The following is a 15,753-nucleotide window of genomic DNA, read 5'->3' as shown; positions in this document are numbered from 1 at the left end:
CTGCGCTCCAGATCTTACGTTTAGTAGACGGATTTATTGTTATCAACTGCTGTGGTGACGTCGGTAAAGCGGGCCGCCAGCGCTTCCGCACCGCGGGCGAGCAGGGTGGTATCCACGCCGACCGCGACAAAAAGCGCGCCGAGGCTGAGATAGCGTTTTGCCAGCTGCTCATTCGCCATCAGGATGCCGGGCGCTTTGCCCGCGCGGAGGATCTGCGCGATAGCCTGTTCAATAGCGGCCTGCACCTCCGGGTGCTGCGGGTTGCCGGCAAAGCCCATGTCGGCGCTGAGATCGGCCGGGCCGATAAACACGCCGTCAACGCCTTCCACGTCGAGGATTTGCGGCAGGTTTTTCAGCGCCTCACGGGTTTCGATTTGCACCAGTACGCACATGGCGTCGTTAGCCTGCTGCAAATAGTCAGGAATGCGGTTCCAGCGCGACGCTCTTGCCAGCGCGCTGCCGACGCCGCGAATGCCCGCCGGTGGGTAACGGGTGGCACGTACCGCCAGCCGCGCTTCTTCGGCGTTTTGCACCATCGGCACCAGCAGGGTTTGTGCGCCGACGTCCAGCAGCTGTTTGATCTGCACCGGATCGTTCCACGACGGGCGCACCACCGGCTGGCTGGGATAAGGGGCGATGGCCTGCAATTGGGTTAAGACGGTCTGCACGCTGTTCGGCGCGTGTTCGCCGTCGATCAGCAGCCAGTCGAAGCCTGCACCGGCCAGCAGTTCGGCGCTGTAGCTGCTGGTCAGCCCCAGCCATAAGCCGATTTGCGGACGGCCCGCTTTCAGCGCCGCTTTGAATGCATTTTGCATGATGGTCTCCTTACACAAAGCGGCAGCTGATGGAGCCCATGTTGCCGTAGTCAACGTGGAAAGTGTCGCCTCTGCTGGCGGGCACCGGGCGGGTAAACGAGCCGCCGAGAATGATCTGCCCCGGCTCCAGCTGCACGTCGTACGGCGCCAGCTTGTTCGCCAGCCACGCCACGCCGTTCGCCGGGTGGTTAAGCACGCCAGCGGCAACGCCGGTCTCTTCGATCACGCCGTTGCGGTAGAGCAGGGCGGAGATCCAGCGCAGATCCAGCTCGTCGGGCTTAATCGGGCGGCCGCCGAGGATCACCCCCGCGTTGGCAGCGTTATCGGAGATGGTGTCGAATACCTTGCGCGGGCGCTGGGTTTCCGGGTCAACGTTGTGGCAGCGGGCGTCGATCAGCTCCAGCGCGGGAATAACGTAATCCGTGGCGTTATAGACGTCGAAGATCGTGCAGTTCGGGCCGCGCAGCGGTTTTGCCAGCACGAACGCCAGCTCCACTTCGATGCGCGGGACGATAAAGCGATCCGCGGGGATGTCGCTGCCGTCGTGGAAGAACATATCGTCCAGCAGCGCGCCGTAGTCCGGTTCGCTGATCTGCGAGCTGGCCTGCATTGCTTTGGAGGTCAGGCCGATCTTATGGCCTTTCAGCACGCGGCCTTCGGCGATCTTCAGGCTGACCCATTCGCGCTGGACGGCGTAGGCGTCGTCAATGGTGATCTCCGGGTAGTCCAGCGAGATCGCGCGGATCTGCTCTCGGGTTTGTTCCGCCTGATGCAGACGGTGGGCGATCAGGGTGTGGGTGTGTTTGTCGAGCATGGCGATATCCTGTTGTAGTGTTTTCTCCCTCTCCCCGTGGGAGAGGGGCGGGGTGAGGGCATCAGGCCGCAGCGATTTCCCCTCACCCTAACCCTCTCCCAAAGGGAGAGGGGACAGACCGAGCGCGATGTGGTTTTCTCCCTCTCCCCGTGGGAGAGGGCTGGGGTGAGGGCATCAGGCCGCAGCGATTTCCCCTCACCCTGACCCTCTCCCAGAGGGAGAGGGGACCGATCCGCGCGCTATTTAAACAATGCGTGCACGTTGTTTTGCTTGTAGTTGAGCGTCGGATGCAGCTCGTCGAGCTCAAACGACAGCGCCAGATAGCGGTTTGCCATTAGCTCCGCGAAGTGCGCTTTGATAAGCCCAAACAGCATCTCCCCCACGGCTTCCCGGCTCTCCAGGCTGCGCCCGGAACCAATCTTCAGCGTCATATGCACAAAGGCGTAATCGTGCTTACCGTCGGCCATCTGCCAGGTATCCAGCCAGTGGGCGCGGCTGCGGATGCCGCCAATCGGGAAGATGCCCGTGGCGGCCAGCGCCTCGTTCACTTTGGCGAACAATCCAGGCAGGTCGGCCTGCTCGCGGATGTTGTCGGTACATTCAGCAATAAAGTGCGGCATGGTGGCTCCTCACGCGGGCAGGGGGAAAACGGCGTTAACCTGGCCGGTGCCGGAGCTGGCGAACAGCTCGGTGAGAAACTCCACCTTACCGTCGTATTTGTCCCAGCCGAGCATGCCCAGCAGCATCACCGTGTCGTGCATGTTGCCCTCGCCGTAGCAGTAGTCGGCGTACTCCGGCAGCATGCTGCAAAACTCCTTAAACTGGCCTTCGCGCCATAGCTTCACCACGCGCTCGTCCATCTGACGGTCGAACTCGCGGGTGTAGCTGTTCATCCCTTCCTCCGCGCGCTGGTCGTCGATAAAGCGGTGCGACAGCGAGCCGCTGGCAAGCACCGCCACGGTGCCGTCGTATTTCTTGATGGCGCTGACGATGGCCTCACCAAGTTTGCGGCTGTCGGCAAAGTCGTGAACGGTGCAGAACGCCGAGATGGAGACCACTTTGAAGTGCTTATCCGGGTTCATGTAGCGCATCGGCACCAGCGTGCCGTACTCCAGCTTGAGGCTCGGGATGTTGTGCGCTTTGGCGCGCACGCCAAGCTTCACCGCCTCGTCGGCAATCAGATGGCCGAGCGCCGGGTTGCCGTCGTAGTCGTAGGTCATGTCGCGGATAAAGTGCGGCAGCTCGTTGCTGGTGTAGACGCCTGAAAAATGGTCCGCGCAGTTGATGTGATAGGCGCTGTTCACCAGCCAGTGGGTATCGAAGACGATGATGGTATCCACGCCCAGCTCGCGGCAGCGCTTGCCGATCTCTTTGTGCCCGTCGATGGCGCCCTGACGGCAGCCGTGGTTTTTCCCCGGCAGCTCGGAGAGATACATTGACGGGACGTGGGTGATTTTTGCTGCTAACGCTAATGTACCCATGATCAGATCCCCCATTTTGGAATCGGATGGTCGCCCATGGAGATGCAGACGTTCTTCATCTCCGCGAACACCTCAAAGCTGTACTCGCCGCCCTCGCGCCCGGTGCCGGAGGCCTTCACGCCGCCAAACGGCTGGCGCAGGTCGCGCACGTTCTGGGTGTTGACGAACACCATGCCCGCTTCGATGTTGCGCGCCAGGCGCAGCACTTTGTTGACGTCCTGGGTCCAGATATACGACGCCAGGCCGTACTCCACGTCGTTCGCCAGGCGCAGGCCTTCCGCTTCATCCTTAAACGGCAGCAGGCAGGCCACCGGCCCGAAGATCTCCTCCTGCGCCACGCGCATGCGGTTATCGACATCCGCCAGCACGGTCGGGCGCAGGAAGTTGCCGCCCTTCAGATGCGCAGGCAGATCGGTCGGTTTGTCCGGGCCGCCCGCCAGCAGGGTCGCGCCTTCTTCAATGCCGAGACGGATATAGCCGGAGACTTTCTCCCAGTGTTGCTGGCTGATGAGCGCGCCAATCTGGGTGGTCGGATCGGTCGGGTCGCCCACGCGCAGGCGGTTGGCGCGTTCGGCAAAGCGTTTGACGAACTCCGGGTAGATGCTCTGCTGAATGAAGATGCGCGAGCCGGCGGTGCAGCGCTCGCCGTTGATGGAGAAGATGGTGAACAGAGCGGCATCAAGCGCGCGCTCGATGTCCGCGTCTTCGAAAATCAGCACCGGGGATTTGCCGCCCAGCTCCATGGAATACTTCTTCAGCCCGGCGTTTTTCATAATATTTCGCCCGGTGGCCGTGCCGCCGGTAAAGGAGACGGCGCGCACGTCGTGATGGCGCACCAGCGCATCGCCTGCCGTCGCGCCGTAGCCCTGCACCACGTTCAGCACGCCCGCCGGAATGCCCGCCTCCAGCGCCAGCTCGCCCAGACGATCGGCGGTCAGCGGGGAGAGTTCAGACATCTTCAGCACCGCGGTGTTACCCAGCGCGAGGCACGGCGCAACCTTCCAGGTGGCGGTCATAAACGGTACGTTCCACGGCGACACCAGCGCGCAGACGCCCACCGGCTGCACCAGGGTGTAGTTGAGCATTTTGTCGTCAACCGGGTAGGTTTTGCCGTTCATCTGCTGGCATACCTCGGCGAAGAACTCAAAGTTGTGCGAGGCGCGCGGAATGAGCACGTTTTTGGTCTGGTGGATCGGCAGGCCGGTGTCGGCGGTTTCCATCGCGGCAATGTCCGGCACGTTCTGGTCAATCAGATCGCCCAGGCGACGCATCAGGCGCGCGCGCTCTTTCATCGGCAGATTGGCCCATTTCGGAAACGCCTCTTTCGCGGCGGCAACGGCCTGATGGATTTCGGCTTCGCCGCCGGAGGCCACTTCTGCCAGCACCTCGCCGGAGGCTGGGTTAGTGGTGTGGAAGTACTCACTTCCGGCGACGTTTTTCCCGTTGATCCAGTGGTTAATCTTTTTCATTTTGCTGTCTCCTCACTGACAATTCGGTTTACCAGGCGTCCCACGCCTTCCACTTCCACCACCACCTCATCGCCCGGTACCACGTCGGACAGTCCCTTCGGCGTGCCGGTGGCAATCATGTCGCCCGGTTGCAGGGTCATAAAATCGCTCAGATACGCAATCAGGTAGGGGATGCTGAAGATCAGGTCTGCCGTGGTGCCTTCCTGACGCAGTTCACCGTTGACGTAGGTGCGAAGACGAAGGTTGTGCGGATCGGGGATGGCTGCTTTTGGCACCACGTTCGGGCTGATGGGAGTCAGTCCGTCGCGGCTTTTCACCCGCAGGTTCGGGCGATAGTAGTTTTCGAGATAGTCGCGGATAGCATAGTCGTTGCACACCGTGTAGCCCGCAACATAGTCCATCGCCTCGGCTTCGCTGACCTTACGCGCGGTTTTACCGATGACCACCACCAGCTCCGCTTCGTAGTGCATGTATTCAATGTTGTTTGGGCGCACCGAGGTCTGGTTGTCGCCATTAAAGGTGTTCGGCGCTTTGATAAACACCAGCGGCTCGGTGGGCGGCTTGAAGTCCAGCTCGCTGGCGTGGTCGGCGTAGTTCAGGCCGAGGGCGAACAGCGTGGCGTGCGGCGGCGTGCGGTGAGCGATAGCGATGTCGCGTTCATCCACCACCGGATTTTCCAGCGGCGGAAACCCTTTTGCCAGAATGCGTACCCGGTCTCCAGGGCGGAGCTCGACGCGGCTGTGCTGGGTGCCGAGCAATATCGCATCGCCGGGATTGAGGGTCGCGAACTCGCTCAGGGCGCTCAGCAGTTCGGCAGCGTTACGCTGTAGATCGGCGGTGTTCCAGTGGTCCGCTTCGCGACCGTTAATCTCGGTGATGAGGGTCAGGTTATCCACGTTATCCACCTTGACCAGCTCGCCCAGCGGGCAGAATCCGTCCCGGCATTTCGCCTTGATCGCCGGGCGGTAGAAGCTCTCTTCCGGCAGGCTCACCTCGTTGGCCAGCGCATATCCGGCAATATACGCTGCGGCGTCCTCCACGCGAACCTTGCTGGCGGTTTTGCCTACCACCAGCGCCACCGTTGCGCCGCTTAACACCGTTTCCCCCTGCGGGAAGGGAATCGGATCGCCTGTGCGGATCACGGTGTTATGCGGTTTGATGAACCACACTGCCGTTTTCGGCGGCGTGTTGTAGGGGGCCTTTTCAAACGCCTCAGCCCAGGCTGTGCGCTGGCTTTGGTGGTTTAGCGCCACGGCAAAAACGGTACCTTTCATTCACCTGCTCCTCACCCCGGCAGTCCGGGTTTTGGTTTCATTAATATGTTAATGATCTGGTTTTATGCTTTTGCTGTTTGTTTCGCAATCAGAAGTGAATAATTTGTGATATGAGTAACAATAAATTTACATGGTTAATGTAATTTGTATTTAAATCATATGATTATAAAAATAACATTGTTTCTGCTAGACTTTTCAGGTTAAAGCGGGTTGTTTATAAAAGCATCTTTTTGGGATTGTTTACTTGTTAATGATGTAAGGAGAAGGTGATGCATGATTCATTAACCATCGCGCTGTTGCAGGCGCGGGAAGCGGCGATGGGTTACTTCCGCCCGATAGTGAAGCGGCATAATCTGACCGAGCAGCAGTGGCGTATCGTCCGCGTGCTGGCCGAGCATCCTTCTATGGATTTTCACGATCTGGCGTTTCGCACCTGCATTTTACGCCCAAGCCTGACCGGTATTTTGACGCGGATGGAGCGCGATGGTCTGGTGCTGCGCTTAAAGCCGGTGAACGACCAGCGCAAGCTGTACGTATCGCTGACGAAAGAAGGCAACGCGCTGTACCAGCGTGCTCAGGCTCAGGTTGAAGAGGCGTACCAGCAAATTGAGGCGGAATATACGCCGGAGAAGATGAAGCAGCTCACGGCGCTGCTGGAAGAGTTTATTGAACTCGGAAACCGACATATTGCCGCGCGGGACGAAGAGTAAAAACCCTAAATTCCAGGATGATTTTCGTAAAGTTTTCCCTTTCCAGGCCGAAAATTCTGTATCTGTCTGAGGAAAGAGAAAACATGTTAAATCGTATCAAGATTGTCACCAGTCTAATGCTGGTTTTAGCGATATTTGGCCTTTTACAACTTACATCCGGTGGTCTTTTCTTCAATGCCCTGAAGCATGACAAAGAGAATTTCACCATCCTGCAAACCATTCGCCAGCAACAATCCACCCTGAACGGTAGCTGGGTGGCGCTGCTGCAAACCCGTAACACCCTGAACCGCGCGGGTATCCGCTACATGATGGATCAGAACAATATCGGCAGCGGCTCAACCGTCTCCGAGCTGATGCAGATTGCGTCTGCGTCTTTGAAACAGGCGGAAAAAAACTGGGCGGATTACGAAGCGCTGCCGCGCGATCCGCGTCAGAGCGACGCTGCGGCACTGGAAATCAAACGTAATTACGATATCTACCATGGCGCGCTGGCTGAGCTGATCCAGCTGCTGGGGGCCGGCAAAATCAATGAGTTCTTCGACCAGCCGACCCAGAGCTATCAGGATGGCTTTGAGAAGCAGTACGTCAACTACCTGCAACAGAACGACGCGCTGTATCAGACCGCGGTTGAAGACAGCAACAGCTCTTACCGTCAGGCGATCTGGGTGCTGATTAGCGTGCTGGCTGCTGTGCTGGTGGTGATTGTGGCCGTCTGGCTGGGCATTCGTCAGGCGCTGATTTCACCGATGAACCGTCTGATTGACAGCATTCGTCATATCGCCAGCGGCGACCTGGTGAAGCGCATCGACGTGGAAGGCTCCAACGAGATGGGCGAGCTGGCCGACTCCCTGCGCCACATGCAGGGCGAGCTGGTGCGTACCGTGGGTGACGTGCGTAACGGTGCGAACGCCATCTACAGCGGTGCGAGCGAAATCTCGATGGGTAATAACGATCTCTCATCCCGTACCGAACAGCAGGCTGCTTCTCTTGAAGAGACCGCCGCCAGCATGGAACAGCTGACTGCCACCGTGAAGCAGAACGCCGAGAATGCACGTCAGGCGAGTAATCTGGCCCTGAGCGCATCCGAAACCGCGCAGAAAGGCGGTAAAGTGGTGGATAACGTGGTGCAGACCATGCGTGACATCGCGGGGAGTTCGCAAAAAATCGCTGATATTATCAGCGTTATCGACGGTATTGCCTTCCAGACCAATATCCTGGCACTGAACGCAGCGGTAGAAGCGGCGCGTGCGGGTGAGCAGGGCCGCGGCTTTGCGGTGGTGGCAGGTGAAGTACGTAACCTGGCGCAGCGCAGCGCCCAGGCGGCGCGCGAGATCAAGAGCCTGATTGAAGACTCCGTTGGCCGTGTGGAAGTCGGTTCAACGCTGGTGGAAAGCGCCGGTGAAACCATGGGTGAGATCGTGAATGCGGTTACCCGCGTAACGGACATCATGGGCGAGATTGCATCTGCGTCTGACGAGCAGAGCCGCGGTATCGACCAGGTTGGGCTGGCGGTAGCGGAGATGGATCGCGTGACCCAGCAGAACGCCTCGCTGGTGGAAGAATCTGCTGCTGCGGCGGCGGCACTGGAAGAGCAGGCGAGCCGTCTGACGCAGGCCGTTGCGGTGTTCCGTATTCAGCAGGAGCAGATGAAGGCGCGCGAGTTTGCCTCCGCGAAAAGCGTTGCTGCACCGGTAGTGGCGCGTAAAGCGGCAACCGCTGATGCGGGTGATAATTGGGAAACCTTCTAATCGTGCGTGTTGTGCCGGGTGGCGGCTTCGCCTTACCCGGCCTACGGCTCTGGGTTTTGTAGGCCCGGAAAGCGCAGCGCCACCGGGCGATTTTACAGAGGCAGGCGCATGGCGCAGCGGGAACCATACGCTAAACCGTGCGCCGTCTCTTCCTCGCGTTTCTGACGCAGTTCCGGCGTCAGCGTCGTCATCATTTCAAACCCTAATCGCCTGTAGAAGGGCGCATTCCAGGGGACATCACGAAACGTTGTTAACGTCAGCGAGTTCAGGCCGAGACTGCGGGCATGCGCGGCGGCACGGGCGATTAACTGGCGTCCGAGACCTCGTCCCTGCCAGTCCAGGTGAACCGACAGTTCCACAATAAACAGCGACGATGGATGAGCTTCGGCGAGAATAAAGCCCACGGGCCGGTCGTCAGCCAGCGCCAGCCAGCTTAATCCGCGTCCGGCGTAACCGAGGTGATCTTCAACGGAAATAACCTCATTGTCTGCCAGCCAGGCCAGTTCAGGAACGTCGCGAAACCGTTGCCCCGCCGCGCGTTCAATGGCGGGCAGGGCAGCGACGTCGTCGATGCGCGTCGGGCGAAGGGTGAACGCCGTCATCAGCCAGCGCTACTCACAATTTTAATCTCCACCATGCCGATCCCCAGCTTGCGCGGAGAGTGACCGAGAATATTCCCTTCGTTAGTGGACTGCGGATCGGGCGGCACAATGACCAGCGTATTGCTACGCGTTGGGTTATCGAAGTGCAGCGTGCTGGTGGTGACGTTATTGCTCAGCGTCAGCGTCTGTTCTTTATCGCCGACGCGTACCGGTATAGGACGGTTTGCGTTGGGACCAAATGCCCGGGCGGTGATCACCAGATCGAATTTCTCCGGCAGCGGATGGGTATACTCAATTTTCACCTCATCGCCCAACTGGGCGTTAGACCAGCGCCCCCAGGATTCCGGCCGTGAAATACCGCTGAACTGCTTCACCTCTTCCGGCGCGCCGGCAACGTTAAAAATGAAGCTGTCTGCTTTATAACGAATGTCGTTGTCGACGATTTTCAGCAGGTCAACGTTGCGCTGATAGCGTGCGGTATCAATCACCGTATCTTTAAACGCGGTTTTTCCCTGCCACTGCGGTTTGTCAACGTGTTGCACGGTCTGTTCACCGCCGAGTTGCCCCTGAGAGACGCACCAGTCGGTAGACAGCGACAGCTGTTGCGACCAGAGCTGGCCCATTTTGTAGCATTTGTCGACCCAGACGAAATTATCGCGCGGGGCAAATTCCGCCAGCTGGAAGCGCAGTGGCGCGGAGTATTCGCTTTCCGGCAGCGGCTCGACGCGGTTATCCAACACGCGCAGCAGCAAGGGCAGGCGGAAATGGCTGCCGGAGAACGCGATCATTTTTTTATCCTGATCGATGGTGAAATCTTTAATCTCTTTCGGGAAGTTCCAAAGACGAATGATATCCGGCTTCCAGGCGAGGATTTTTTCCTTCATGTTGAGGAAGATTTCCGACAGGGACTGGCCCGACAGCGTGCTGCGGCCCAGGCCAATAAAGTTATCACCGCCCAGAATATCCAGCACGGTCGCGCCGTTATCCATCGAGTTACGCTTAGCGGCAATGACCTCCTGCTGCGGTTTATCGCCGCGGAGGACAAAGAACAGGTTGCTGCGATCCTGCTTACTCAGCTCATCCCAGGCGCTGTTTTTCATCGCCAGATGGTCAGATGAGACGACGATGACCGTATTTTTAAAATACGGAGACGCTTTGATTTTCTCTATTAACGCCGCGATATGCTCCTGGCTACAGGTCACGGCGCTGAACGACTTGTTGTTTTTACCGTCAATGTCGTAGCGCTGACGTTTACAGGTGCGCGAAACGAAACCATCCGGATGGTGGGTATCGACGGTCAGCGCAAATAACGAGAAGCGCTTACCGGCACGAGAAAGTTCTTCGAATTTCTTCCAGGTTTCATCCAGAACGGTGTCGTCGTAAAAGCCCCAGTCATTGCGGTAAGCCGGATCGGCGACGGTGGTTTTGAGCTCTTCGGAACCATACAGGTGATCGAAACCGTGGGATTTCAGGAACACATCTTTCCCGGCGAAGCGCAGGTTAGCGCCCTGCATGAAGTAGTTTTCATAGCCCGAGTTTTTCAGGATATCGCCGAGGCAAATGTTCTGCGGGAAGAAGCTCGACATCGAGGCGGAGGCGTTGCCTTCAAACGGGGCGAACAGGGGAATACCGCACTGGGAGGCCACCATCCCGGCGATGGTGTAATCCGTGCCGGGCAACTGCATGGTGTGGCTGAAGTCGAGCCCCTGGTTTTTCAGCGCGCCAAGCTCCGGCGTCAGGTTCGGGAACGCCTCGTTGTCAAAGTAGGTGCGCTCCAGGCTTTCACCATAGATGTAGACCAGGTTGAGTTTGGGTGTGTCGATTTTTTTCGCCGGCTCTTTGTAATAGGCCACGAAGTCCGGATCGCCATCGCGCGACTGGGATTTTACCAGCTCGGTAATTTGATGGAATGCCGGGCTGGCGTCCACTGAGGCCAGCGCCAGGCACAGTGCCAGCAGGCTGTAGCCATGATGGTGTGGTCGGTGACGGCGACGGCGCAAAACCCAGGCCAGCGCGGCGAAGATGCCAACCAGTGCGACCACCAGCCCCAGACCCGGAAGGATGTACTTACCCACGCCAGCGCCGGTCAGGCTGTTGGTCAGGGTGTAGAGCACCGCGTCGTTAATACCGTCGCCGGTAAAGTAATCGCTGGCATATAAGGTAATGTTTAAAACGATAAAAATGCCGAGCACCACCAGGGTGGCCACAAACCACCAGGTGTGACGACCGGCTTTCCAGGCATAAACGCCGATAGAAGCCAGGAAAAGGACAAGGGACATTAACTCTGACAACAGCAGATCCTCATCATACCGGACGCTTAGCCGGCTAATTGCTTATTTTTTGGGTAATACAATGTAATTGCGATGTCGCTTAGCTGCAATTTTAGTGTCACGAAAGTGTGCTGTTGTTAGGATTTGGTTTATAAAATCGGATTTTTGCATAAGGTCGCATCGTGGCATACGGACGCTGAGGTGGTGACAAGGGGTAAAAAAACGCACTTCACGCCGCGGTGTAAGCCTAACGTAATAAACCCGGCGTGTTGTGGCAGAAAATGGGGGACGATCAGGAGAGGAAATTAACGCCTTGTTTCAACACCAGATCGCAGGCTTTAGTTTTCACCTGTTTTGCCAGCGTTGAATTTCCAAGGGTGCTGAGGTTCAGCTGCTGGCCATTTTGCGCATTCAGCAGGCCCTGGATACCGTCCATATAGTTGGTATCCGCCTTCTGCTCCTGGGTGTCCAGACCCAGTTTACCCAGCACCTGATTCTTGATGTTTTCGGTATCGGTGACGGAAGCCAGTTTCTGCTTCGCACAGTATTCCAGAATACCCGCCGCGTTATTCATCGTTCCGGCGCTCAGGCTTTGGGAGCTGTTACCCAGCAGGCCGGTGAGGGACGAGGCTGACAGCCCGCCCTGGGAAGTGCCGCTCTCTTTGGTCAATTCACTTGCTGCGCTGGATAGCGACTCCTGCCATGATGCGGCCTGCGCTGCGCCAGTCACCAGCAGAGCGCCAGTTAGGATGCTGATAAGAAACTGTTTTTTCATAATGATTTACTCAACAAGGTCCGTTTTGGGCCGGAAGTGGGTTCAGTATATACCTCTGCTCTTCCGGCGCTCCCTGGAAATATCTTAATACTCTTTGCCGGTGACGCGGCTGCGGTAGCTATCCCAGTCAAAGATGACGTACAGGCTATTACCCAGCTTCATGCGATCCATAACCCGCTCGCCAAGAAGTCGGGTCATCTCGTCGATATTGTGGTTCGTCAGCATACCGGTTGGGCGTTTTGATGACGAACGACGATCGACAATCTGGTTGATGATCACTTTCTCGTAGCGGGATTCCGTCTGGACGCCGATCTCGTCGATGACCAGTAAATCCACGTTACTCAAATCATTCAGCAGCTGTTCTTCGCTGGTTTCGCGGTTGCTGAAGGTGTCCTTCATGGCGGACATAATATCGGCCACGGTGATAATCAGCACTGACTTCCCGCGCAGCAGCAGCTCGTTGCAGATAGCGGCCGCAAGGTGATTTTTCCCCGTGCCGGGTTTTCCGCTAAAGATGAAGCTGGCGATATTGCCGTCAAATTCATCCACATACTGGCGCGCCTGGTTGAGGGCGTTCATCTGCCCCTGTGACTCGACCTTATAATTCTCGAAGGAGCAGTTCTGGTGCAAAGGGCGAATGCCCGAGCGGTTAAAGGTGCGCTGCATTTTCATCGCGCGGTTCTCGCGGGCAAGGGCCGCCGCGCGGATTTCACCTTGCTCTTTTTGCCACGCCAGCAGTTCTTCACCGGTAGTGAAGGCGGGCTTCACGTTAGCGGGCATCATTTTCTGCAAACGTTTCATCAGGTCGCCGACGTTTTTCATTTTGCACCTCGGAATCCATCAGGAATTTTTTTATCCGGTTCTGAAAAGGCATTGATATCACGTTTTGGCTGGCCGTTGTTGCTGGCGCGGTTGATTTGCAGACTGCGCGCGAGCTTTTGCTGCCACTGAACATGATGGAATACTTTCCCTTCAGCCTGCCAGTAAGCGGTAAAGGCCGCCAGCTCTTCCGGCGTTGGGGGCTGCGAGAGGGCTATTCCCCATAATGCCGCCTGCCGTTGAAAATCGGCGTCCGGCTGCCAACCGGCGTACATGGGAAATTTTCCCATTGGGATGCCTGCCGGGGCACTGGTGGGCTCGTCAAAAAACTGATTATCCAGCATGACATCGCTTGCCGGGCGCGCCAGCTTCGCTTCTATCTCCAGAAGCTGCGCCAGACGTTCCGGCGTGACCGCATAAAAGGCCGGGGCGTTGTCGGCAAATACCGCAAGCGTGCCGCCTTCGGCGTGCGTTAACACACCGCGAGGATCGCGCAAAAAGGCATCAATGCCAGCAATGCTGGTGGTCAGGATTCTGGAGGACATAACACTTTCTCAACTGATTACTACGGGCGTGATTGAGGGTTATGGTAGCACAGAGAGAGGGGAGGAAAGGAGAGGATTTCCCCGGCGGCGTTACGCTTACCGGGGCTATAATCACAGGTGTTGCTTACGCGATGATGTTCAGCGTCACGTCGATATTGCCGCGCGTCGCGTTAGAGTACGGACAGACGATATGCGCCGCATCCACCAGTTTTTTGGCTTCCGCTGCGTCCATCCCTTCAACGTGGATGTTCAGCTTCGCTTCGATACCAAAACCGGTTGGCAGCGGACCAATCCCTACTTCGCCTTCAATAAAGGCGTCTTTTGGCAGCGCGAATTTGTCGCGTGCCGCAACGAACTTCATTGCGCCCAGGAAGCAAGCGGAGTAGCCCGCAGCGAACAGCTGCTCAGGGTTGGTTACTTCTCCACCCATGCCGCCCATCTCTTTTGGCACACCCAGTTTGACATCCAGAACGCCATCGGAGGACGTGGCGCGGCCATCACGGCCTCCGGTTGCTTTGGCTTTGGCAGTGTAGACAACTTTTTCTAAAGACATGGCAGGTTCCTCATTATGTGTTTTTATGTGCTATTAAATAGCGCGCGATGTATTTGGCTCAAAACAGGCGCGTAAAGTATAGTCTTACGCGCGATGAAGCTGTTGGCGCAAAAGTTCCAGCTGTTGCTTGAGCGCCAGCATGGTGTCGGTATCACATTGTGCTGCACAGCCCACGGCGTGTGGGATCGTTACAGCCCGCTGTTGCAGTTCGCGACCCGCATCGCTCAGGGTGACGGCGACCTGACGCTCATCCTGGCGGGAGCGCTGGCGAAAGATCAATCCTGCGCTTTCCAGACGTTTCAGCAGGGGGGTCAGCGTGGCGGAATCCAGGAACAGCCGCTCGCCAATGTCTGACACCGTAATATCGTCCTGCTCCCATAGCACCAGCATTACCAGGTATTGCGGGTAGGTCAGGTTAAGCGGCGCCAGCAGTTGCCGGTAAAGCTTGTTAAGCGCCAGATTTGCCGAATAGAGGGCAAAACAGAGCTGGTTATCCAGCAGAAGCGCGTTGGTGGTGTCGTTCGTTTTTGCGTCCATGAAATGAATATAGATAGTGCACGATACAATTGCAAGCGATTTTATTATACGCGTGGACGTTTGCGGTAAAGCCATAAGCCGGGGATCGACAGGCCGATGGAAAGCGCGCCCACAATCGACGAGGCTTTGAGGAAGTTGCTCAGGAGCAGAATCATTTGGGGTTCGCTGTAGCCAAAGTGGCTGATTTTTACAGCTGAGATCATCGCCGTATAGGCAGAAATTCCCGGAAACATCGGGATCACCGCCGCCACGGTGAACACTTTCGGGTGCGCCAGATACCAGCGGGACCACTGAATTCCGATGCTGCCGACCAGCATGGAGGCGATAAATGTCGACCACTCAATATTAAAGCCCGACGTCATCATGACCATACGTGAGCCGTGCCCAATGGCACCCAGCAGCGCACACCAGGGTAACGCACGCTGCGGGACGTTAAACACCATCGCAAATCCAACGGCGGGAAGGGCGGCCAGGAGCATGTCCTGCACCAGAGCAAGCAGAAAATCCATCACGCCCATCCGCGTAACCCCCAGAGCGTCATGGCCATTACAACCCCGATACAGGTCGCCAGAGTCAGCAGGCTGGCTATCGCCCAGCGCGCCAGACCAGTGTTGATGTGGCCTTTAAACATATCAGCGACGGCATTGATTAAGGGAAAACCGGGCACCAGCAGTAATACGCTGGCGGCCATTGCAACAGTAGACGTGCTGGCGAAAAAGGGCTGGCGCAGAAGCAGGCCGGATACGGTTGTCGCCACAAATGCCGTGATGCAGAAGTTAATTTGTGGATGTAATTGCCTGTGCGTCAACAATTGGCGGACATACATCGCAAGGCTGCTGGCGAAGAAGGTCACGACAGCACCGTCCCAGCCGCCCGCATTGAGCTTGCAGAAGCAGGCGCAGGACAGTCCCACCATCAGAACAACGAGCCAGCGTGGATACCGGAGTGGTTTAATGTGGTTGAAGCGTTTCTCTATCTCCCGGAGATCGAGCAGCTTGTGTTCGGCAAGGATCACGATGTGTTGCACTTCCGTCACGACGTGCATGTTAATGCCGCGGTCATGATTTTTACGGGTGGAGGTCAGGCACTGTCCATCTTTAATGGTGGTCAGCACAATGGCATTAGACGAGATAGAGCTCTCAACGCTGTCCATCCCCAGCGCCAGCCCCAGGCGTGTGGAAAGTTCTTCCACGAGGGCGCTTTCTGCCCCGTGTTGTAAAAGAAAGAGCCCGCACTGAATACATAGCCGTGTGGTAGCACGTTGCGTAGACCGATCTGCCTGCATGAAACGCCCTGAAGAAAAGAGAGATTGCGTACTTTTAACACAAAGTGCAGGGCCCT

At 57.3% G+C, this 15,753-nt stretch carries 17 protein-coding genes; 2 read left to right on the top strand and 15 right to left on the bottom strand.

Annotated elements, in window-relative coordinates:
- Positions 1-20: 20 nt before the first annotated feature.
- The 6 genes from hpaI to hpaG form a co-directional block, all read right to left on the bottom strand.
- Entirely contained in the window at positions 21-815 is a 795-nt protein-coding gene (gene hpaI / locus G6Q29_RS08435) for a 4-hydroxy-2-oxoheptanedioate aldolase (protein WP_165465243.1), read from the bottom strand.
- 10 nt (positions 816-825) lie between these two features.
- The gene (hpaH, locus tag G6Q29_RS08430; protein ID WP_165465242.1) at positions 826-1,629 is read right to left on the bottom strand and encodes a 2-oxo-hept-4-ene-1,7-dioate hydratase; all 804 of its coding nucleotides are present in this window, start codon (positions 1,627-1,629) and stop codon (positions 826-828) included.
- 239 nt (positions 1,630-1,868) lie between these two features.
- Entirely contained in the window at positions 1,869-2,249 is a 381-nt protein-coding gene (locus G6Q29_RS08425; protein WP_165465241.1) for a 5-carboxymethyl-2-hydroxymuconate Delta-isomerase, read from the bottom strand.
- A gap of 9 nt (positions 2,250-2,258) precedes the next feature.
- Positions 2,259-3,110: a 3,4-dihydroxyphenylacetate 2,3-dioxygenase gene (hpaD, locus tag G6Q29_RS08420; protein WP_165465240.1), complete on the bottom strand. Its 852-nt coding sequence runs from the start codon at positions 3,108-3,110 to the stop codon at positions 2,259-2,261.
- 2 nt (positions 3,111-3,112) lie between these two features.
- Entirely contained in the window at positions 3,113-4,579 is a 1,467-nt protein-coding gene (gene hpaE, locus G6Q29_RS08415; protein WP_165465239.1) for a 5-carboxymethyl-2-hydroxymuconate semialdehyde dehydrogenase, read from the bottom strand.
- Entirely contained in the window at positions 4,576-5,853 is a 1,278-nt protein-coding gene (hpaG, locus tag G6Q29_RS08410) for a 4-hydroxyphenylacetate degradation bifunctional isomerase/decarboxylase (RefSeq protein WP_165465238.1), read from the bottom strand. Before hpaG ends, hpaE begins: the two co-directional genes overlap by 4 nt.
- Before the next feature lie 269 nt (positions 5,854-6,122).
- Between hpaG and hpaR the strand changes: the two genes are divergently transcribed.
- Together hpaR and tsr are read left to right on the top strand one after the other, a co-directional pair.
- Positions 6,123-6,563, top strand: coding sequence for a homoprotocatechuate degradation operon regulator HpaR (gene hpaR / locus G6Q29_RS08405; protein WP_006810239.1), 441 nt, complete (start codon positions 6,123-6,125; stop codon positions 6,561-6,563).
- Between the two features lie 83 nt (positions 6,564-6,646).
- Positions 6,647-8,311 carry a methyl-accepting chemotaxis protein gene (gene tsr, locus G6Q29_RS08400; RefSeq protein WP_165465237.1) on the top strand — a complete coding sequence of 555 codons (1,665 nt, stop codon included), beginning with the start codon at positions 6,647-6,649 and terminating at the stop codon, positions 8,309-8,311.
- A 92-nt stretch (positions 8,312-8,403) separates the two neighbouring features.
- Here the strand turns inward: tsr and G6Q29_RS08395 are convergent, their stop codons facing one another.
- The 9 genes from G6Q29_RS08395 to G6Q29_RS08355 form a co-directional block, all read right to left on the bottom strand.
- Complete coding sequence (locus G6Q29_RS08395) at positions 8,404-8,913, bottom strand: GNAT family N-acetyltransferase (protein ID WP_032103061.1); 510 nt, start codon at positions 8,911-8,913, stop codon at positions 8,404-8,406.
- The gene (opgB, locus tag G6Q29_RS08390) at positions 8,913-11,204 is read right to left on the bottom strand and encodes a phosphatidylglycerol--membrane-oligosaccharide glycerophosphotransferase (protein WP_165465236.1); all 2,292 of its coding nucleotides are present in this window, start codon (positions 11,202-11,204) and stop codon (positions 8,913-8,915) included. The genes G6Q29_RS08395 and opgB overlap by 1 nt, the downstream gene beginning before the upstream one ends.
- 271 nt (positions 11,205-11,475) lie before the next feature.
- Complete coding sequence (locus G6Q29_RS08385; protein WP_165465235.1) at positions 11,476-11,958, bottom strand: DUF2501 domain-containing protein; 483 nt, start codon at positions 11,956-11,958, stop codon at positions 11,476-11,478.
- A gap of 84 nt (positions 11,959-12,042) precedes the next feature.
- Positions 12,043-12,780, bottom strand: a complete 738-nt coding sequence (dnaC, locus tag G6Q29_RS08380) for a DNA replication protein DnaC (protein ID WP_006810226.1) — start codon at positions 12,778-12,780, stop codon at positions 12,043-12,045.
- The gene (gene dnaT / locus G6Q29_RS08375) at positions 12,777-13,322 is read right to left on the bottom strand and encodes a primosomal protein DnaT (RefSeq protein ID WP_165465234.1); all 546 of its coding nucleotides are present in this window, start codon (positions 13,320-13,322) and stop codon (positions 12,777-12,779) included. The genes dnaC and dnaT overlap by 4 nt, the downstream gene beginning before the upstream one ends.
- Before the next feature lie 124 nt (positions 13,323-13,446).
- Entirely contained in the window at positions 13,447-13,875 is a 429-nt protein-coding gene (locus G6Q29_RS08370; protein ID WP_003856578.1) for an organic hydroperoxide resistance protein, read from the bottom strand.
- Between the two features lie 84 nt (positions 13,876-13,959).
- Positions 13,960-14,412, bottom strand: a complete 453-nt coding sequence (locus G6Q29_RS08365) for a MarR family winged helix-turn-helix transcriptional regulator (RefSeq protein ID WP_165465233.1) — start codon at positions 14,410-14,412, stop codon at positions 13,960-13,962.
- Between the two features lie 44 nt (positions 14,413-14,456).
- Positions 14,457-14,930: a threonine/serine exporter gene (locus G6Q29_RS08360; protein WP_165465232.1), complete on the bottom strand. Its 474-nt coding sequence runs from the start codon at positions 14,928-14,930 to the stop codon at positions 14,457-14,459.
- Positions 14,921-15,697 carry a threonine/serine ThrE exporter family protein gene (locus tag G6Q29_RS08355; RefSeq protein ID WP_165465231.1) on the bottom strand — a complete coding sequence of 259 codons (777 nt, stop codon included), beginning with the start codon at positions 15,695-15,697 and terminating at the stop codon, positions 14,921-14,923. The genes G6Q29_RS08360 and G6Q29_RS08355 overlap by 10 nt, the downstream gene beginning before the upstream one ends.
- Between the last annotated feature and the right edge of the window lie 56 nt (positions 15,698-15,753).

Origin of the sequence: Enterobacter cloacae (assembly GCF_011078175.1) — a bacterium.
Classification (GTDB): domain Bacteria; phylum Pseudomonadota; class Gammaproteobacteria; order Enterobacterales; family Enterobacteriaceae; genus Enterobacter; species Enterobacter cloacae_Q.
This window is presented reverse-complemented; position numbering and strand designations above follow the sequence as displayed.